Raw genomic sequence first — 21074 nt, 5'->3', positions numbered from 1 at the left:
AAGTATTATCTCCCTTCTATTTTTATTTCATCTATTAAAGTGTATATATATTCTTTAGTTGCTAAATCATTAGAAAAAGCTGTTGCTCCTCCACTAGCGGCCCCTAGCTTTAGTGCTTCTTCATAGCTATTAGAGTTTAAGTATCCTGCTATAAATCCTGCTACCATAGAATCTCCTGCACCTACTGAGTTTTTAACTTGTCCTTTAGCTACATTGCTTAAAAGAACTTTATCGTCTTCTGTTATTAGCAATGCTCCGTCTTTTCCTCTAGATACTAATACATTTTTAGCACCCATTTCTTTTAACTTTCTAGCGTAAGTTATTATATCCTCCGTAGTTTCTAACTTAACACCAAATAACTCTTCTAATTCATGGTTGTTTGGTTTTATTAAAAATGGTTTATGCTTTAAAACATTCATTAATAAATCTTTGGTTGCATCTACTACTATTTTTATATTTTTATTTTCTAACCTTTTCATTATGTTTTCATAAAGGTCAGAGTTTAAAGTGTTTGGTATACTACCTGCCAAAACTAATATATCGTTTTCTTTAAGGCTATCAAGTTTCTCGTATAGCTTATTTAAACTTTCTTCATCTATACTTGGCCCTTGTCCATTTATTTCTGTTTCTTCATCACTTTTTACTTTAACATTTATTCTTGTAAATCCATTTTCTAAGTTTATAAAGTCTTCTTCTAAACCTTTATTTCTTAAAGTATCTTTTATATATGCTCCTGTAAATCCACTAACAAAACCTAATGCTTTGTTGTTGTGTCCTAATTCTTTTAATATAGTTGATACGTTTATTCCCTTACCTCCTGGGTATACGTATTCCTCTTTTGTTCTATTTACTCCACCATTTTTTAGACTATCTAACTTTATTACATAATCTATAGATGGATTAAGTGTTACTGTGTAAATCATGTTATCACCTCGTTAGTGTTATCTTATATACTTATAATACCTTTGAATACATTTTCCTAAAAGACAAAAAATTTCTCTTAGTTAAAAGAGAAATTTGTCGGTTTTTATTATTTAATTATTTAAACATTGCTATAAACTTATCGTATTTTTTAGATTCGCATATACTTATTACCTTGGCAATAGAGTCTATTCTTTTATATATATTTGAAAATAGTTCTTCGTAATTTAGTACACTTTCCTTTTCTATACAAAGCATAACTACCAATCTTACTTGTCCTACTTCCCAAGATATAGGATTTTTTAGTATTCCTATAGCAATAGCATTTTTATAGACCTTACCTTTAGCTCCATGAGGTATAGCTACCATGTTTCCTATTTCTGTTGTAGCTATTTTTTCTCTATCTATATAAGAGTTTTTCATTTCTTCATCTATATAACTTTTTTCTAATAATTTTTGTGACATGTAATTAATTACATCATATTTATCAGTAAAATCTAAATCAGTAAAGAATAAATCACTTTCAAATATATCTGATAAGTTTATATTGTAATATATATTTCCTGTTTCTATAAACTTTTCTATTATTTTTATTTCTTTATCATCTAAAAATGGTGATACTTTTATAACTGGTATATTTTCTATATTTAAAGGTACAGTAGTTATTATAAAATCTATATCTAAAACTTTTACATAATCTATTAAGTATGATGGTATTACCTTTAATATTTCAAGTTTTTTGTCAAACTTAGCTTCTAATTTAGCTTTTATAAGCATCGAAGTTCCAACTCCAGATGCACATACTATTATAGTTTTTAACACTCTTTCATTTTCACTATAATTAGTTCTTTGAAGTGCACCACCTATATGTATTGCTATATTTGCAGTTTCACTTTCATCTATATCTATCGCTAAATCTTCTTCTAGTGTAGTTTTTGCTATCGTTGCAAGTTCAAAGGCAAAAGGGTATTTACTTTTTATATCTTTAGCCATTATGCTTTGATGATTTATATTAAGTTCTTTTTTAATACAAAAGCTACTTATATGTCTATATAAATATTCTTTAAAAATATCATCTTTTGTTAAGTCTATAGATGTTGCTAGTTTCAAGTTTTTAGTAAATTTATCTATAGAATTTCTTATCTTTTGTTGATAATCTTTACTGTGTTCTTTACTAATCTTATCTTTATAATATTTTATATACTCTTTAATATATTCTTTATAGTCAATTTTATTTTCAAGAGATAAAGATATTAGTATGTAATTAAACATATTGTTAAATTCATAATCTGTAAATATTATATTCTCTTTTTCTAGATTATATAGTATTTCACTTCTTATAGAGTTTATACTTTCTTTTATATTATTAGTAAAAAAGTCATCAAGATTTATGTCATCATACTTTAGGCTACTTTCTAATATACATTTTTTAATATTCTTTAACTCTCCTTCAATACCTATTCCTAGTTTATGTTTTGATACTATTTTTAAATTATATTCTTTAAGGATGTCTTTAACTTCTTTTAAATCATTTTTTATAGTAGATAAACTTACATACATTTCATCTGCTAAACTTTCAATTTTTAATGTTTTATCTTTATAAAGTAATAATATACGTTTTAATATATAGCTTACTCTATCTATATCATTTTCATCAATTTTATTATCTATAAAATTTATAGAACTTGTATCTCCCACTAATTTATATCCAATACCTCTTATTGAATCTATATTTATATCTTCAAATGTTGAATTTAAATTTTTAACTTCTACTTGAATAGTCTTTGTTGAGCAACCTATATCTTGTGCTAATGCTTTACTACTTATAGGCTGAGTACTATTTTTTAATATCTTAAGTATTTTGATTTGTCTTGCATTTAAAATATACTCCAACTTTATCAACCCTTATCTTAATTGTTTAATAACTAATCTTTATTTTACTACATTATTTATTATACTTTCAATTCAAATATAGTAAATGTAAAGTATCTGTTATATTTTTAAATATATATTTAAAATTTCTATTAATAATGTTATACTACATAAATATTGATAAATTATAAATTTAAGGAGAGATTTATGGGTAGGTTTTTAGATGAAGTTTCAAAATCATTAAGATATATAATAGCTATAGCAGTGTTTTTTATAGGTGTTGTACTTCTTAAGAATTACAATAACATTTGGTCATTTATAAAAACAAATGTAGAAATAATTTATGGTGTATTAACTCCATTTATTATAGGATTTTTAATAGCATATATCCTTAATAAACCAATGGTGTATTTACAAAAGAAATTTAAACTTAAAAGGGGTATTAGTGTTTTATTAATTTATGGAATACTTTTAGTTGCTTTAATATTTACATGGCTTTATGTAGTTCCAATTATACAAACTAATATAGCTGACATATATGCATTTATGCCTCATAGTGTAAGTGATATAGAAGATGTGTTAAATACTGTATTTAAAAACTTTAATTTGGATATAAAAAATCCAGAAACTGCAGTACAGATAAAAGATTTCATATCAAAAACTTTAATACCTGGGGCTACAGCTATTGCAGGTGGTCTTAGCCAAGCACTTTTAGAGTTAATTGGTGTTCTTGTATCTTATACTGTAAATATATTCTTAGGTATAGTTATATCTGTATACTTACTGTTATCTAAGGAGAAAAGTATTCAAATAGCTGATGATTTAGCTTTATGTTTATTTGGAAAGCTTTATTTAAAAACTAAAGAATTCGGTAAAATACTTGATAAAAATATAGGTTCGTATATAATCGCTAAAGCTATAGACTCATTAATATATGGAACAATATGTACTATAATACTATTTGCATTAAAGTCTCATTATCCACTTTTTGTAGGTATAATTATAGGTGTAACAAATATGATTCCATTCTTTGGACCTATAATAGGTACTATAGTTGCAACGTTTATAAACTTATTCTTCTCGTTTGATAAAGCTTTAATAGTTTTAATTGTTATGATTTTAGTTCAACAATTAGAAAGTGCTGTTCTTGAGCCTCATTTTGTTGGTAAACAAGTTGGAGTGCCTCCTATATTTACAATACTAGCTGTAACACTTGCTGGTAAGTATACAGGATTTATAGGTATGATGTTATCAGTTCCTGTTACAGGAGTTATACTAATATATGTTAATAGATATATTGAAAAGAAAAAAGAAAAAATACAATCTTGTGAAATAAAAGAAATAGACTAGAGCATATGCTCTAGTCTATTTCTTATTTATTAAAAATTTAGTTCTTTATCATGATTATTCGTATCTTTTAATTTAAAGTTTTGAATAAGATTTCTTAACATTTGAGCTTGTCCACTTAATTCTTCACTAGCTGCTGCACTTTCTTCTGATGTTGCCGAGTTATTTTGAACTACATCTGATATTTGATTTATTCCTAATGTAACTTGATTTATAGCAACAGCCTCTTCGTCTGATGTTTTAGCTATATCATCAACTACTTGAGTTGTTTGCTTAGTTGTTTCTATTATACTTTGAAGAGATTTAGCTGTATTGTCTACAATGTTAGTTCCTCTTTCAACTGCCTCTATTGAGTTTTCTATAAGTGTTGCTGTATTTTTAGCAGCTTCTGCTGATTTTGCAGCTAAGTTCCTTACTTCGTCAGCCACAACGGCAAATCCCTTACCTGCTTCTCCTGCACGTGCTGCTTCAACTGCTGCGTTAAGTGCTAATATATTAGTTTGGAATGCTATGTCATCTATTGTTTTTATAATTCTTCCTATTTCATTAGATGAGTTAGATATTTCTTCCATAGCATTAACCATTTGATTCATTTGTTCATTTCCAACTTTAATTTGTTCACTAGAACTATCCATTAAATCATTTGCTCTTTGAGCATTTTCTGCTGTACCTTTAATTTTTTCAGATACTTCCATAATAGTTGCAGATAATTCTTCTATTGAGCTTGCTTGTTCTGTTGTTCCTTGTGATAAAATTTGTGCTCCACTTGCAACTTGTTCTGATGCTGATTCTACTTCTTGTGATGCAATATTTATTTGTGACATAATACCACTTAAATCATTAGTTATTCTATGTATAGATGATTCTATGTATTTAAATATTCCTATGTACTCTACAGCTGGTTCAGCTTCAAAGTTTCCTTCTGATACTTCATTTAAAACATGTACTACATCATTTGTCATCTCTTTTGTTTTGCTACTCATTTTACGCATACTGTCAGATAAAGATCCTAGTTCATCTTTTGATTCGTATTCTATTTCAATATCAAAATCTCCATCAGCCATTTTATTTGCTGCCACTTCAATTTCTTCAATTGGCTTTTTAAGACTCTTAGTTATGTATAAACATATAAATATTCCTATTAATACACTTACTAAATTTAATACTATTGATGCAAAACTAGCTTTTTTTACTGAGTTTGTAATGCCATTATCAAAATTATGAGCAATGTCTTTTGCTTCTTTATAGATACTATCTGATATTTCACTACATTTCTTAAACGCATCAGCATATCCAGTTAAATCGATTTGTGTCATTGGTCCAGTGAACCCTGGTTGTTGTGTAGCAGTGTATATTTTTTCATATTCTTGTTTTAAAACTTTTACATATCCTTCTAATTCATCGATTTCTTTGTCTATTTGTTCATCTTCATTAGAGTTTTTTACATTTTCATGTATTCTATCTATTCTTTGTTCTAGATTATTAAATTCTTCTAAAACTAATTGTCTAGTTTGCACATGTTCATTATCTGCAAATCCACCATTAATTCTTCTAGATATTCCAACTATATCAGTTCTAATACCTACTGCTTCTTGAACTAATACAAATGGCCCTTCATAAAGTTCATGACTTAAATTCCCCGATTTTTTTAAGCTAGACAATGTATTAAAGTTTGCAATTGTCATTATTAATATTACTACAATAAAACATATTCCTAATTTTCTTCCTATTTTTAAATTTTTCATACCGTTTACTCCCTATCTTTTTTTGCAATCGCTACCACAACCGTTATTTTTTTGTCATTCTGATAATATGCTACATATCTTTATTCGGATGTATGATATAATACTTTAGCTTTTGTTTAAAATTATTTTACTGTTAAATAATTTATTATATATGTAAAAAATATTTAATTGGTATATCTAAACTTTATAAACTAAACATAAAAAAGGAGCCTTAAATTAAGGCTCCTATGTTAACAACTTTTTGTATTAATAATTATAAACTGTGGCTTTCAGCTTTTAATTTTTTAACTTTATTTGCAAATAATACAGTGAATATTATTGCTATTAAAACTCCTAATCCATTAGACATTCCTGCTGGTAATCTAAATCCTTCTGGAGCTTGAAGTATATAAGCAAATGTTACAGCTGTCATAAATATAGCTGGTATTGTACTTATAAAGTGGTTTTTGTTCTCTTTAGCTAAGTATGCTGAACCTGTCCATAACATTATCATTGCTAATGTTTGGTTAGCCCAAGAGAAGTATCTCCATATTATGTTGAAATCTATGAATGTTAATGCTATACCTATAACAAATAATGGTATAGATATCATAAATCTATTTTTTATTTTACTTTGATCTAATTTCATAGCATCTGCTATTGTAAGTCTTGCACTTCTAAATGCTGTATCTCCACTTGTTATAGGACATACTACAACTCCTAATACTGCAAGTAATCCACCAACCGGTCCCATTAAAGTATTTGATATTGTATTTACTACTGTTGCAGGTCCTCCAGCTGATAATATAACATCTAATTGTGGTACTCCACCAAAGAATGTCATAGCTGCTGCTGCCCATATTAAAGCTATTATACCTTCTGCTATCATTGATCCGTAGAATATTCTTCTAGCTTCACTTTCTTTTTCTACACATCTTGCCATCATTGGTGATTGTGTAGCATGGAATCCTGATATTGCTCCACATGCTATTGTTATGAATAAGAATGGGAATAATGGTTGTCCATTTGGATTTAAATTAGTAAGAGCTACTTCAGGTATATCATATCCTTGGAATATTAATCCTCCTGCAACTCCAACTGCCATTATTAAAAGCGCTGCTCCAAATAATGGATATATTTTACCGATAACTGTATCTACTGGTAAAACTGTTGCTGCTATATAGTATAAAACTATTATAACAACCCATATCTTAGCATCTATTGATGTTAATGTTGTTAAAAGTGCTGCTGGTCCTGTCATAAATACTGTACCAACTAGTATTAAAAGTACAACTGTGAATATTCTCATTAAAGTCTTAGTTGAGTTTCCTAAATATCTACCAACTAACTCTGATGCTGAATCCCCTTTGTTTTTCATTGATAAATATCCTGATAAGAAGTCGTGAACTCCTCCTGCGAATATACATCCAAATACTATCCATAAGAATGCCGCTGGTCCAAATAATGCCCCTTGGATTGCTCCAAATATTGGTCCAAGTCCTGCTATGTTTAAGAATTGTATAAGGAATATTTTTCTCCATTTCATCGGAACATAGTCTACACCATCTTCCATTGTTGTTGCAGGTGTTGGTCTGTTGTCGTCTATTCCAAATGTCTTTTCAACAAACTTACCATAAGTAAAGTATCCTGCTATAAGTAATATTATTGACCCTATGAAACTTATCATCTAGGTTCACCCTTTCTTTAAATAATTATGAATGATTTCTTTTGTTTAAATTTTCTATACCTAGATAATACATCTTATTGTTAAGGTTTTGTTTAATATTGTACTAAATGTAAGTATTGATGAATGAAATGCAAAAATTGCTACATTAAATACAATTTTTCATAAAATGTAGCATGAAAATATTTTCATAGCAAATTATTCTTTAAATTTATTTTATATTTTTAGTTCGAAATTCAGAAATTTTTAGAACTTTAGATGAGTATATAAGTTTTTCTAGATTTTATTTTACATAAAAAACTACCGAGTTATAGTAACGTTAGATATATATTTTAATTTCATACAATAGGAGGTGCGATATGACTTGTATGAAATTTAATTTATATACCTTGTTATTTACTATCACTCGGTAGTTTCTTTGTAAGGTTTTTATTTTAGGCCTCTAGTTTTTTATTGTTTTGTTTTATTTTTTTCACTTTGTTTGCAAATAAACATGTAAATATCACTGCAACTAATACTCCTATAATATTAGATATTTCTGCTGGTAGTCTAAATCCTTCTGGTGCTTGCATGATATATCCAAATGTTACGACTGTCATAAATATAGCTGGAATTGTGCTTATATAATGATTTTTATTTTCTTTTGCTAAATATACTGAACCTGTCCATAACATTATCATTGCTAGCGTTTGGTTAGCCCATGAGAAATATCTCCATATTATGTTAAAGTCTATAAATGTTAGTCCTATCCCTACTACAAATAGTGGTATAGATATCATAAATCTACTTTTCGTACTAGTTTGGTCTATTTTCATAGCATCTGCTATTGTAAGTCTTGCACTTCTAAATGCTGTATCTCCACTTGTTATAGGACACACTACAACTCCTAGTATTGCAAGTGCTCCACCAATTTTGCCCATTAGTGAAACTGATATTGTATTTACTACTGATGCTGGTCCCCCAGCAGCTAATATAACATCTAATTGTGGCACGCCTCCGAAAAATGACATGGCTGCGGCTGCCCATATTAAAGCTATTATACCTTCTGCAACCATTGATCCGTAAAATACTTTTCGTGCTTCACTTTCTTTTTCTATACATCTAGCCATCATTGGTGATTGTGTCGCATGGAACCCGGAAATTGCTCCACAAGCTATTGTTATGAATAAAAATGGGAATATTGGCTGTCCGTTTGGATTTAAGTTTTGAAGTGTTACATTTGGTATATCGTACCCCTGAACGATTAGTCCTCCTGCAACTCCTACTGCCATTATTAAAAGTGCTGCTCCAAATATTGGATAAATTTTTCCGATAACTTTATCTACTGGTAAAACTGTTGCCGCTATATAGTATAGAACTATTACAACTACCCATATACTTGCGTCTATTGATGTTAGTGTTGTTAGTAGTGCCGCAGGACCTGTCATAAATACAGCTCCAACTAATATCAATAATACAACTGTAAAAACTCTCATTACCGTTCTAACTTTGTCCCCCAGATACAATCCAACTAATTCCGATGCCGACGCTCCTTTATTTTTCATAGATAAATATCCTGATAAAAAGTCGTGTACTCCCCCTGCAAATATACATCCGAAAACAATCCATAAAAATGCTGCCGGTCCAAATAATGCCCCCTGTATAGCTCCAAATATTGGTCCTAGCCCTGCGATGTTTAAGAATTGGATTAAAAATATTTTATTCCATTTCATTGGAATATAATCCACTCCGTCTGTCAACGTGTTGGCTGGCGTTTGGTTTTCGTCATTTATGCCAAAGGTTTTTTCAACAAACTTACCATAGAATACGTATCCTACTATAAGTAATACCATTGACCCTAAAAAACTTACCATTTTAAAATCTCCCCTCGTTCAAATAAATATAATAACTACATTCATAAGAAATATATATTATATATATTTCTTAATATAAATAATACAGTTATTTTGTGTTTATTTGTCGATTTGAGAACTAAATGTCTTTTTTAGGGAACTAGTTGTAGTTTTAAAGGAACAAAATTTTATATATGCATAAGCTTTCTAAATTCTTTTACTTTACTTCTACTGACTTCTAATTCATGATTATTTTTTAACTTTATTATGTAAGCATTATTTCCCCAAGGAATTATTTCGCCTATTTTTGTTAAATTTACCAAATACGATCTATGGCATCTATAAAATATATTATTATTTATAATTTCTTCTACATGAGATATTCCTTCTCTTACTTCAAATATATCTTTTTCAGTGTGGATATAAGTAGTTTTTTTATGCGCTTCACAATAGTAAATTTCTTTAACATCTATAACTACTATTTTATCTCCCTTCCAAAGACTTAGTTTGCTTGAAAGGTCTTCTATATTTGTATTTTCTATTTGTAAAGATTCTTTAAAATCATTTTCTATTTTATCAAATAATGCTATTAACCTATTCTTAGAATAAGGCTTTAGTATATAATCATACACATTTAACGAATATGCTTTAGCTGCATAGCATTCATCTGCTGTTGTAAAAATAATTTTAGGTTTATATTTAAAATTATTTATTATATTGGTTAATAATATTCCATCTAGTTTTGGAATGTTTATATCTAAAAATATTAAATCTACTTTATGATTTTGAATAAATTCTAAAACTTGCAACCCATCGCTACACTCTTTAACAATTTGTATATTACTATTTGTTTCTATAAGATATCTAAGCTGTTGTCTTGCTAAAAGTTCATATTCTACGATTATTGCTTTTATATCTTTCATCCCCATCAATCCTTATTATGATTTTTATTAATTCTTATCTTACCTTATTTTACTATGAAATTGTAATGAAAAGTAAGTATTTTAACTAATTTTTTATCAAACTAAAATGATTATATTCATTATATTTTATGAATTTTTTTAATTTTCAGTTGACATTTTTAAAATTTAATCATATCATAATAAAAAAGCATATATATCCATTGATAAGGGATAGTAGTTAAGTTTAGGTTCGATATAGAGAGCTGAGGATGGTGGAATCTTAGCATGAAAGAACTTGGTGAATGGGCCTTTGAGGAGTAAAGTGAAATCTTTTTTAGAGAGTAATATTTACCGTGTCCTGCACGTTATAGCGGGTAGAGTATGTTAGTACTTGATTTAAGAGGTATATTTATAAGTTGTGTTATGTTAATTATATTTATAGTTAATATAATACTACTTATAAATTACAATTTAGGTGGTATCGCGGAATAAACTTCGTCCTATTTATTTAGGGCGAAGTTTTTTTATGTTTATAAAACTTTTTAATTTAAGGAGGTGATTGATGTGTTATGAACTATTGATTCAAATAACGATAACGAAGCTCATTGGCTAAACAAAATATTTAAAAATACAAGGAGGATTTTCAATTATGAAAACAAGAACACTAACTATAAACTCAATACTTTTAGCAATAGGACTAATGCTACATCAAATTACGCCTTCTATAGGACTACCGATGCAACCTGATTTTGCTATTGCTATGTTATTTGTAATAATGTTATTAAATAAAAATGATTATAAGACTTGTATAATATCTGCAATTATTACTGGGGTATTTACTGCTTTGACTACTAAATTTCCTGGAGGTCAACTTCCAAATATTATAGATAAAATTGTAACTGCTAATATAGTTTATATGATTATATATTTATCTACTAAGATAAAAGTTTTAAATAAGTTAAGTGATAATGTGTTAATTATGATAATACTACCTATAGGAACATTAATAAGTGGAACTACATTTTTATACTTTGCAAAAATTATAGTAGGACTTCCTGCTCCATTTTTACCACTATTTTTAACAATAGTAGTTCCAACTTGTGTATTAAACTTCTTTGTTGGTGCATTTTTATATAAAGTTGTAAAGATATCACTTAAGAGAACTTCTAAAGCATAGATTTACCAAAGCTTGCACAGGAGGCATAATATAAGCTTTGCTTTTTAATCTATATTAATATTTTAAAATAAGAGAAGGGTTAACATATAGGTTTAAGCGACATTTACAGGCAGCTTTATCGCCTGTATGGAGCAAAACCTATATGTTAACCCTTCTCAAAGTATATATTATTACTCTACACTACCGAATACTAGTGTTATTAAATCATTATCTTGTTCTATCTTCCACTTATTATCAACTTTAGTTAAGTTTATCTTTCCTTTTCTACTTTCTGGCTTAGCACTTTTTACAGCAGCTAAAAAGTCTGCACCTATATCTTCACTTGATTGCTCTTTTCCACTGAATATGTCAGCTATATTTTCTTGTAAAACTGTTATCATCATTTGCCCAAAGTTTAATCCATTTAATTCAACTTCTACTGTAGCTTTGTCACCATCTACTTTCTCAGATAAAACTTTTGCATCTAATTTTGATACATATATGTTTATAGCTTCTTCTAATTTAGGATCTGTATCTTGATCTGTTGCAGTTTGTTCATCTACTGTACCTACTATATAGTTTGATACTTCATTATTTTCTCCTGATTTTATTTCCTTAAAATAAGAATTTACTACATCTGTTGGACTATTTCCTCCACAACCTGCTAATACAACCATTGATAAAACTACTATTAATGCTAATGCAATTTTATTTCTCATAATATTCACCCTTTCTTTATGTTAAACTAACACTGTTATTATACATAAAGTTTTTGTCATATTTTGTCATTTATTGATAAATATATAAATTATTAATAACATTAATAGGATTTTTATTATTATAGTTAATCATTTAAATAGTCAATAGCTGATTGTGCCAATATTGCACTTCCTTTGTATAATACATTTTCATTAATTTTAAATTTTGGGTGATGAGCACAATATATTTTCTCTTCTTCTATATTTGCATTTAATCCCCAAAATACTCCTGGTACTTTTTCAAAAAAGTATGATATATCTTCTGATCCCATCATTCCAGAATCTAGTTTTATAATATTTTCTTTTCCTACAACTTCAGAAGCTGAGTTTATAATAAATTCAGTCATCTTAGGATCATTATTTAATGCTGGAAATTGCTTTATATATTCAAATTCATAACTTCCATTAAATTCTTCAGTAGTATTTTTAATAATTCTCTCCATTCTTTCTTTTATGAAATCTCTATTAGAGTTTTTACTACATCTTACAGTTCCCATTATTTCCACATAGTTAGGAATTATATTATAAGCAGGTATTTCTTGTTGCTCACTTTTTACATTACAAATACTTATAGTTACTGAATCTGTAGCACCTATCTCTCTGCTTATAACTCCATAAATTGAGTTTATAACTTGCGTAGATATATATATTGGATCTACTGTTAATTCAGGAGTAGATCCATGACCTCCACTTCCTAGTATCTTTATATAAAATGAGTCTGCAGATGCTAAAAAGTTATTACTCTTAATAAACATTGTTCCAGGATTAATACCTTCAAAAGCACCTATATGCTGTCCTATTATAAAATCTACTTTAGGATTTTCTAATGCCCCTTCATCTACCATAAGTTTAGCCCCCATGCCTTGTTCTTCTGCTGGTTGAAATAATAACTTAACTTGTCCATTTAAACTATCTTCATTTTCTTTTAAAATTTTAGCTGCACCTAAAAGCATAGCGGTATGTGTATCATGCCCACATGCATGCATGTTATTATTTTTTGATTTGAAAGAAACATCAGCTTCTTCTTTTATAGGTAATGCATCCATATCAGCTCTTAATCCAATTACTTTTCCTTCTTTATTTCCTATGATTCCTACTATACCACTGCAATTTTTTAGTTGCTTATAAGGTATTTGTAGTTCATCTAGTCTACTCTTTACATAAGTACTAGTTTTTTCTAAATTTATTCCTACTTCGGGCATTTGATGTAAGTCTTGTCTGCATTTTATTATATAATCTTCAATATTTTTAGCTTCTTGTGTTATATTCATATTTTTCAACTTCCTTTACTTTAAAATTTTATTGCTATTTATTATCTATTAATATAATATCAATCTATAATCGGTATGATAAAATCTATATTTTTTATAGGTAGATATAAATTTTATTTATACCTATTTTTAAGGGAGGGATAGTTATCACACTTGATCAAATTATTTATGTATTAGAAATAGCAAAAGTAGGTTCAATTTCAAAGGCTGCTAAGAATTTATTACTTACCCAACCAAATTTAAGTACTTCCTTAAAAGCATTAGAATCAGAACTAGGATTTGCTATATTTGAAAGAAAAAATACAGGTGTTGTTCTTACACAAAAAGGAGCTAAGTTTTTAAATCTTGCTAGTGGTATTAAGGATAATGTAGATTTAATTAATACTATTGGTGCAGATTCAAACTTACCGTTACCATATAACCTAAAGGTTACATCCAACTTTTATTCATTTGTATTAGATGAGTTTTTAAGTATTCATAAGGTTTATCAAAATAACAAAACTAATTTTGTATTTAAGCAAACTCCTTACTTTGAAGTAATACAAGATGTTTATAGTAAGTTATTTAATATAGGTATTATAAGTGTTTCAACCGATGTTTTTGATTTTTTAAGCACTATATTTAAATCTAAAAATTTAGAGTTTACTCCTTTAGCACCGAATAAGTTGTGTGTTTATGTTTTAGATAATCATCCTTTATATTGTAGGGATTCTATAACCTTTGATGATTTATATCAATATCCTCTAGTATCATGTAATTTAGATGATCCTTATTTAATTTACAATAAATTGGATTTTATTAAAAAGAAAGACAGTATAAGCAATTTAATATCTGTATCAGATTATGCATCTCTTTTATATACAATGAAAAGTACAAATGCTGTAACGTTTTTGTCTAAATTTGATAACAAAAACTTAAATTTATTTGACAATTTTAACATTAAGTACAAATGTTTTGATTTGGATGGATTGAATATGATATTTGGATGGATTTGTCGAAGCAATTATACATTAACTCCTGTAGAGTCAGATTTTATAAATAATCTAACTAGTTTCTTTTTAGATTAATAATAGGCTACGCTAATAAACTTCTATTAGTGTAGACCTATTTTATTTATTAATTATTATTTCTTTGTTTATCTATGACATCATCTATTATAACTACCAAAGTTAATATAAATGCTTCATCTTCAAAATTTATATCTACCTTATAGTTGTCTGTAAATGAGAAGAATTCTTTACTTATTGTTGCTATTACTTCTCTATCTTTATAAATTTTATAGTTATAGTCAAATATATTACCTTTTATGCATAAATTTCCATACTCGCAATCTACATCTAACTTATCTTTGAAAAAAGTAAATTTTCTATTTATATTGGCTACAACCTTATTTCCTTTCATTACTTCGTATTTTCCCATAAAAGCTAATAATCTTTCTTTTACTGAGTATAAAGTTTCTCCATTTTTTATCATATCAAACTGAAGTCCTAGAGTTAAAAACTTATTATCTACAAAGAATACTTCTTCATCGTACTCATTTTTTATCCAAAAGTCTTCCTTTATTTTGAAAAGCTTTGATTTCATATAATATTTCATAAATTCTCCTCCTAGATTTATATATTAATATACTTTAATTATATTACTCCAATGTAAAATATTGTATAATTATCTTAAAAGGGGGTATTTTGGTGGGGAAATATATTTTACCTTTGGTTTTAGTGTCACTTTTCTTTCTAGTGGGGTGTGAAAGTGTAAATGATGCTAGTATTTTCAATGAGATTGAAACTATGTCTGAAGTTAATATTAAAGAGTTGTCTAAGTATCAAAATTCTTGTGTTGGAGATAATAGCGCAGTTGGTAATATTCTTTATAATCTACCCGGAGTTAATTACAATCAAGGGTTTGAACTAAAGACTATTAAAGAACCTTATGAATTGGTTGTGTCTTATGATTTTAATCATATTAATACAGTAGACTTTCGTAGTTTATCTGAAAAGAATGCAGTTGTTATGTTTTCACTTATAGATAATTTAGATATTATACATTTTAGTATAGACGATAAAACTTTTTCTTATGATAGAAAAGTGATTGATGATTGTTATGAATTGGATTTTGAGAAACTAGTTTGTGATCCGGATTCTTGGAATAAGTTTTGTGGTAGTTGATTTAGGCGTGACTAGGTATGAGTCGAAGGTATTGTATTATAAGTTTTGCTCCATACAAGCGATAGAGCTGCTTGTAAATGTCGCTGCAACTTATAATCCAACACCTTCTGTTACCATATTAGTCACCCTATTTTAGTATAAGGTTATAGTTGTTGAGATAGCATTTCTGATATATCCCTTGATTTTTGTATATTTTCTTTTAATTCTAGTATGTCTATTAGTATTAATTTACTTGTTTTATCTTCTAAATTTTCAAAGTATTTTTCTATTTCTTCTTTTGTATTTTGTTTATACATTATAGCTTCTATGTCATAAAATAATTTTGCGTGATCTTTTTTTGTTTTTTTGTACTTTTTAAAATTGTTAGTTAAAAATCTTATTTCATTCATAAATATACGCTGATTGTATAAAAAGTCATCTATATATTTAGATGTTAGTGTTAAATTATTTGCATCTATTTTCTTATTAATAAGTTCATTGACTATTAATATTTCTTTAGCTTTATCATCTATTACTAGATTTTGCATTCCTAAATCATATAGTTTTTTTAGTATTTGTTCGTTTAGTCTTATAGATTTCTTTATTTCATTTTTAGTTACTTCACTCATTTTATATGGTAAGATAACTTTGTTTGCATATAAAGCAACTACTGTTCCTATAAGTACCATGCTTATTCTTTCAATGGATAGTATTCCTATATCTCCAGTCATAGATGCTGCTCCTAATGCTGATACTGTGGTACATACCATTTGATAAGTGTATTTAACTTGATAGTTACTTATATATCCTACTATTAGTATAATTAAAGTTCTTCCAGCGTCTCCTCTTACAATAGAGAATAATATTTCAAATAGTATTAATCCTATTATTGTTCCTGTTATTCTTTCCTTACCTTTTGTTTGACTCGCTTCTAAGTATGGTTGAACTATTGAAGATAAACTAAATACTAACCATCTACCATATTCTAAATCCAAAGCACTAACTATACATACACCTATACTAGTTACTAAAGCTCCTCGAAGTGCAAATGTAAATTTAAGAGAATCTTTATGCATGTTATTTTTTAAGTCATTTAATTTTCCTAATATATTTTTAACAAAATATTTTTGACTCAATTTTTTAACGCAGTAATTTTTACTGTTTATTAAATCTTCTTTTAAAATACTTACTCCATCTTGTATTTCAAATATTAGATAATATTTAGAATTAACTTCTTTATTTTCTTCTTCAAATTTTTCTAATCTTGATATAATTTCTTCTATAGTTATTTTTTCTTCTATAAATTCATTTAAACTATTTAATACTTCTTTTGTACTAGTTAATGTTTTATTATATCCATTATCTATATCGTTAGAATTTCTTATTTTGTCTAAAGTTAAGTTTATGCTTTCTAAAAATTTACTAATAAATAAAGCTTGCATTACGTTCATTGGTAGTTCTGCGTCTTTATCTATTCTTTTATAAATTTGAGATACTAAATCCCTTAAGTTATTATATATATCTAAATTTAAATTTTGTGCTAAATTTGATTTTTCATTCGTAATTATTAAATCAATTTCTTCATTTATAGATGCTATAGAGTTAGCTATTGTCTTTTTAGCATTTGTTTTTAGTTTATTTTTATTAACTAACATTTGCATTGCCATTATTGCTAAACCACAAAACGCAAGGCCTGCTAATCTCATTGGCATTTCTTCTGTACTTACTGGTGTGTATAGCATAAATAAATACCCTAAAGTAAATGCTACATATGTTGGCTTTTTAGTATTATATGTAAATGTATATAATATAAAAAATATAACTATAAAAGTTATAATTAATCCAAGTACTGCATTTAATCCTGCTAAATATGAAGCTATTCCAAGTCCCACTTCAATTCCTACAAAATATATAGTATTTTTTATTGGATTTATAGTATAGTCTGTTCCAAGTAAAGATAGTGCTGCCGTAACTCCCGCAACCCCAACTAATGTATTTGCATCTCCAAATACAGATTTAAATCCAACGATTACGCCTACTATCACTAAAAACATTATAGTTGTAGGCATTATTTTTTTATTGTTGATACTCATTTCAAATCTCCTTTGATTTATTATCCTTCTTAAATATTTCACTATAAAACAATATTTAATAGCACTATTTTTTAACTATATTTGATTTATTAGCTCTTTAGATTTTTCTATATTTTCTTTTAGTTTTACTATATCTACTAATATTATTTTACTTATTATATCATCTAAGCTTTTTAAATAACCTATCTTATCTTCTTTTGTATTTTCATTTTTAATTATATTATTTATATAACTTAATAGCTTAGTTTTATCTTTTATAGTTTCACTACACTTTTTCACTGTATTCATCAAGAAGCGAGTTTTGTTTATAAATATACGTTGATTGTATAAGAAATCATCTATCTTGCTAGATGCTAAAGTTTTATTATTTAAACTTATCTTTTTATTATCAAGTTCATTTATAATGATTAAATTTTTAAACTCTTCGCCTAAACTTTTATTGTTAACTTCTAAGTCATATACTTTTTCTAGTATTTTTTCATTTAACTTTGTAACTTGTCTAACTTCCTTTTTAGTTATTTCACTCATTTTATATGGTAATATCAGTTTATTTGCATATAACGCTATACCTGTACCAATAAATACCATTATTAATCTTTCAATAGATATAGTTTCTACATTTCCTGTAATAGCCGCTATTCCTAATGATGATGTAGTCGTAAATATCATTCTATATTTACAATCGTTTACATATATACTTAAATATCCTGCTGTAAGTATTATAATAGATCTTTGCATTTCTCCTTTGAAAATAAAAAATATTGTTTCAAAAACAACTAGGCCTAGTATAGTTCCTATAATTCTATTTCTGCCTCTATCTTCACTAGTTTCAAGATAGGGTTGAACTACATTTGCGGAACTACATACTAACCATTTGCCATATTTTAGGTTTAAAATACTAACTATCCCTACACCTAAACTTATAACTATCGCTCCTCTAAGTGCAAAGGTAAACTTAAGAGATTCTTTATTTATATTATTTTTTAATTCATTTAACTTATTTACTATATGTTTTATAGAATATTTTTCTTTTAATTGTTTTGTATATTCCTCATTTGCATTTATTAAATTATCTTTTAATATACTTACTCCTGTTTGAAGTTCAAAACCTAAATAATATTTTGTATTAGTATTTTTAACTTCTGTTGTAAATCTATCTAGTTTTTCTAAAATCTCATCTATACTAGTGTTCTTTTGTATGTATTTATTTATTTCATCCAAAATATAATCTAAATAGTTTAATATTTTGTTATAACCTTTATCCTCATTTTTAATTTTGTCTAAAGTCAAGTTGCAACTTTCTAAAAACATACTAATAAATAAGGTTTGTGTTAATACTACTGGCAATTGTACATCTCTATCTATTCTTTCATAAATGTTAGATTGTAAATCTCTTAGATTAGTATATATATCTTTTTTTAAATTTGTAGATTGTTCTAAATTTTTTCCATTACTTAAAGTATTTATTTCTTCTTTCATAGTTTTTATAGTAGTTTGAATAATTTTTTGTGCAGATTTTTTCAATTTATTTTTGTTAAATATCATTTGCACTGCCATTATTAAAATACCACAAAAAACAAGGCCTGCTAATCTTGAAGGTAATTGAATAAATTTTACTGGTGCATATAGCATAAATAAATAACCTAGTGTAAAAGCTGTATATGTTGAGTTTTTAGTGTTATATGTAAAGTTGTATAATACTGAAAATATAACTAAAAAAGTTACTATTAATTCCAAGATTGGGTTTAATGATGCTATATATGCAGCTATTCCTATTGTTAATTCAATTAATATAAAATATATAGTATTTTTAACTGGGTTTATTGTATAATCAGTACTTATAAGAGATAATGCTGCTATAATTCCAATTATGCCTACTATAGTGTTTTCAGAACCAAATATGATTCTAAATACAAATGCGATAAAAACTACAAATATAAACATTAAAGTTTTCATTATAAATTCTTTTTTTGTAACTTTCATTTTAAAATCTCCTTTAGTTTTATTTATATGCTAATTAAAAACATACCCATTTCTTTCGTAATATAAAATATATTATTTTTCTTAATTTACATAAATCGTCTATAAGCATTTGTTAATATAGTTAATTTAAGCATAAAAAAGACTGCCCAAAATTTAAATTTTAAGACAGTCTTTTATTAATTATTTTTTTATATTAAGCTTTTTTCTCAGTGTTAAAAGCTTTCTTTAACATAGCTACAGATGTATAAGCTATAACTACTATTACTAACCATTTTAATATATTCATAGGCATAGATTTTACTATAAATGCAGCTATAAATACTCCTACTACTCCACCTAATGTTACGAATAAAGAAGTTTTTCTAGCATAAGCTCCTTCTTTTATAAACTTAGTACTTGCAATTGGCATTAGCATTGCACAAGAACCCATCATTATAGGGAAAGCTACATCTGGTGACATCCCTAAGAAATAAACCATTGCCATACATGGAGAATAAAGTCCAACTCCTGCTGTCATTAATGCTCCTAATATAAAGTTACCTATAATTCCTATTACAAGTTTTGCTCCAGTTAATCCTGTTGCAGTTCCCCCTCCTGGCATTAATCCAAGTTGAGCAAGTAACATAAGTAAAGCAGTTATTGCTAGTGCTATACCCATTATTATTTGTATTTTTCTTTCATCCATTTTAGATATGATTCCAGCTCCTAGGTATGAACCTACTACTGCTGATGCTATTAAGCTTATCAAGGTTACGGGGTCTACTTCTATTACTGTTGTAAATATGAATGCTTCTAATACTACTGGTATTGTGTGGCATACATTTAGTGTTCCTGGTATTAATCTATCTGATATATTCATCTTTAGACCATTAAACATTGCAACGGTTGGTGCAAATGATCCTATTCCTAATGTATCGAAAAAGTCTGTTACAAACCCAGTTGTTACTGGTTTCCATTGTGGTATGTCTTCAAATTTGTTTTCTTTTTTTGCCTTAGATACATCTTTTGCAAAATTGAAAGCAAAGAATGCAGTAAATGCACCTAAGAATATTCTTATTATATTTATCACTATAATACCCCCTTGATATAGTTTTGACTTACTATATATTGCAAGCAATTTTTATGCCATTTTTTCATTCTACATTTTTAAATTTTATTCGTTAAAAAAATGGCATTTTTTTGCTTGTTTATTGGTATTATTTCATGATTATTGTTATTTTATACTTATATCTATTTTTTAACAATGTCTATTTATTGACACGATGTTTATTTTTTACATAAAAATATTTTTGCATATAAGTTATTCCATCAATATTATAGATTGTTTAGTATTTGTCAATTTTCAGACTATTGTCATATTTCAGACACAACTTGCACTAAAATTTAA

16 protein-coding genes and 1 pseudogene are annotated in these 21074 nt (G+C 27.1%); 5 read left to right on the top strand and 12 right to left on the bottom strand.

What is annotated here, in order from left to right; genetic code table 11:
- Positions 1 to 5: 5 nt before the first annotated feature.
- Both pfkB and ACEXNK_RS05290 read right to left on the bottom strand, forming a co-directional pair.
- Entirely contained in the window at positions 6 to 923 is a 918-nt protein-coding gene (gene pfkB / locus ACEXNK_RS05295; protein ID WP_373599145.1) for a 1-phosphofructokinase, read from the bottom strand.
- A 115-nt stretch (positions 924 to 1038) separates the two neighbouring features.
- Positions 1039 to 2814: a BglG family transcription antiterminator gene (locus tag ACEXNK_RS05290; RefSeq protein WP_373599146.1), complete on the bottom strand. Its 1776-nt coding sequence runs from the start codon at positions 2812 to 2814 to the stop codon at positions 1039 to 1041.
- 186 nt (positions 2815 to 3000) lie between these two features.
- Here ACEXNK_RS05290 and ACEXNK_RS05285 point away from each other — a divergent pair, with 186 nt between their 5' ends.
- Positions 3001 to 4143: an AI-2E family transporter gene (locus ACEXNK_RS05285; RefSeq protein ID WP_373599147.1), complete on the top strand. Its 1143-nt coding sequence runs from the start codon at positions 3001 to 3003 to the stop codon at positions 4141 to 4143.
- 29 nt (positions 4144 to 4172) lie between these two features.
- Here the strand turns inward: ACEXNK_RS05285 and ACEXNK_RS05280 are convergent, their stop codons facing one another.
- The 4 genes from ACEXNK_RS05280 to ACEXNK_RS05265 form a co-directional block, all read right to left on the bottom strand.
- The gene (locus ACEXNK_RS05280; RefSeq protein WP_373599148.1) at positions 4173 to 5885 is read right to left on the bottom strand and encodes a methyl-accepting chemotaxis protein; all 1713 of its coding nucleotides are present in this window, start codon (positions 5883 to 5885) and stop codon (positions 4173 to 4175) included.
- Between the two features lie 253 nt (positions 5886 to 6138).
- Entirely contained in the window at positions 6139 to 7551 is a 1413-nt protein-coding gene (locus ACEXNK_RS05275; protein WP_373599149.1) for a carbon starvation CstA family protein, read from the bottom strand.
- A gap of 431 nt (positions 7552 to 7982) precedes the next feature.
- Entirely contained in the window at positions 7983 to 9401 is a 1419-nt protein-coding gene (locus ACEXNK_RS05270; RefSeq protein WP_373599150.1) for a carbon starvation CstA family protein, read from the bottom strand.
- A 167-nt stretch (positions 9402 to 9568) separates the two neighbouring features.
- The gene (locus tag ACEXNK_RS05265) at positions 9569 to 10303 is read right to left on the bottom strand and encodes a LytR/AlgR family response regulator transcription factor (protein WP_373599151.1); all 735 of its coding nucleotides are present in this window, start codon (positions 10301 to 10303) and stop codon (positions 9569 to 9571) included.
- Between the two features lie 628 nt (positions 10304 to 10931).
- On the opposite strand from ACEXNK_RS05265, the gene ACEXNK_RS05260 reads away from it, so the two are divergent.
- Positions 10932 to 11459: a tryptophan transporter gene (locus ACEXNK_RS05260; protein ID WP_373599152.1), complete on the top strand. Its 528-nt coding sequence runs from the start codon at positions 10932 to 10934 to the stop codon at positions 11457 to 11459.
- Between the two features lie 170 nt (positions 11460 to 11629).
- On the opposite strand, the gene ACEXNK_RS05255 is transcribed toward ACEXNK_RS05260, so the two are convergent.
- Entirely contained in the window at positions 11630 to 12157 is a 528-nt protein-coding gene (locus tag ACEXNK_RS05255; RefSeq protein WP_373599153.1) for a DUF4878 domain-containing protein, read from the bottom strand.
- Between the two features lie 125 nt (positions 12158 to 12282).
- On the bottom strand, positions 12283 to 13467 hold the full coding sequence (locus tag ACEXNK_RS05250) for a M20 metallopeptidase family protein (RefSeq protein WP_373599154.1): 1185 nt from the start codon (positions 13465 to 13467) through the stop codon (positions 12283 to 12285).
- A 110-nt stretch (positions 13468 to 13577) separates the two neighbouring features.
- On the opposite strand from ACEXNK_RS05250, the pseudogene ACEXNK_RS05245 reads away from it, so the two are divergent.
- Positions 13578 to 13736, top strand: a pseudogene (locus ACEXNK_RS05245) (LysR family transcriptional regulator); the annotation flags it as partial.
- A 396-nt stretch (positions 13737 to 14132) separates the two neighbouring features.
- A complete protein-coding gene (locus ACEXNK_RS05240) occupies positions 14133 to 14534 on the top strand; it encodes a hypothetical protein (protein WP_373601560.1) in 402 nt (133 codons plus the stop codon).
- A gap of 49 nt (positions 14535 to 14583) precedes the next feature.
- Here the strand turns inward: ACEXNK_RS05240 and ACEXNK_RS05235 are convergent, their stop codons facing one another.
- Positions 14584 to 15063: an LURP-one-related/scramblase family protein gene (locus tag ACEXNK_RS05235; RefSeq protein WP_373599156.1), complete on the bottom strand. Its 480-nt coding sequence runs from the start codon at positions 15061 to 15063 to the stop codon at positions 14584 to 14586.
- Positions 15064 to 15155: 92 nt separating this feature from the next.
- On the opposite strand from ACEXNK_RS05235, the gene ACEXNK_RS05230 reads away from it, so the two are divergent.
- Positions 15156 to 15632, top strand: coding sequence for a DUF4825 domain-containing protein (locus tag ACEXNK_RS05230; protein ID WP_373599157.1), 477 nt, complete (start codon positions 15156 to 15158; stop codon positions 15630 to 15632).
- A gap of 143 nt (positions 15633 to 15775) precedes the next feature.
- On the opposite strand, the gene ACEXNK_RS05225 is transcribed toward ACEXNK_RS05230, so the two are convergent.
- The 3 genes from ACEXNK_RS05225 to ACEXNK_RS05215 all read right to left on the bottom strand — a co-directional run bounded on the left by ACEXNK_RS05225 (position 15776) and on the right by ACEXNK_RS05215 (position 20756).
- Positions 15776 to 17704, bottom strand: coding sequence for an FUSC family protein (locus tag ACEXNK_RS05225; RefSeq protein WP_373599158.1), 1929 nt, complete (start codon positions 17702 to 17704; stop codon positions 15776 to 15778).
- Positions 17705 to 17779: 75 nt separating this feature from the next.
- A complete protein-coding gene (locus ACEXNK_RS05220) occupies positions 17780 to 19687 on the bottom strand; it encodes an FUSC family protein (protein WP_373599159.1) in 1908 nt (635 codons plus the stop codon).
- 193 nt (positions 19688 to 19880) lie between these two features.
- Positions 19881 to 20756 (bottom strand): sulfite exporter TauE/SafE family protein, encoded by an 876-nt coding sequence (locus ACEXNK_RS05215; RefSeq protein WP_373599160.1) that lies wholly within the window; start codon positions 20754 to 20756, stop codon positions 19881 to 19883.
- Positions 20757 to 21074 lie beyond the last annotated feature (318 nt).

It is taken from the genome of Paraclostridium bifermentans (assembly GCF_964259345.1).
GTDB lineage: Bacteria > Bacillota > Clostridia > Peptostreptococcales > Peptostreptococcaceae > Paraclostridium > Paraclostridium bifermentans_B.
This window is presented reverse-complemented; position numbering and strand designations above follow the sequence as displayed.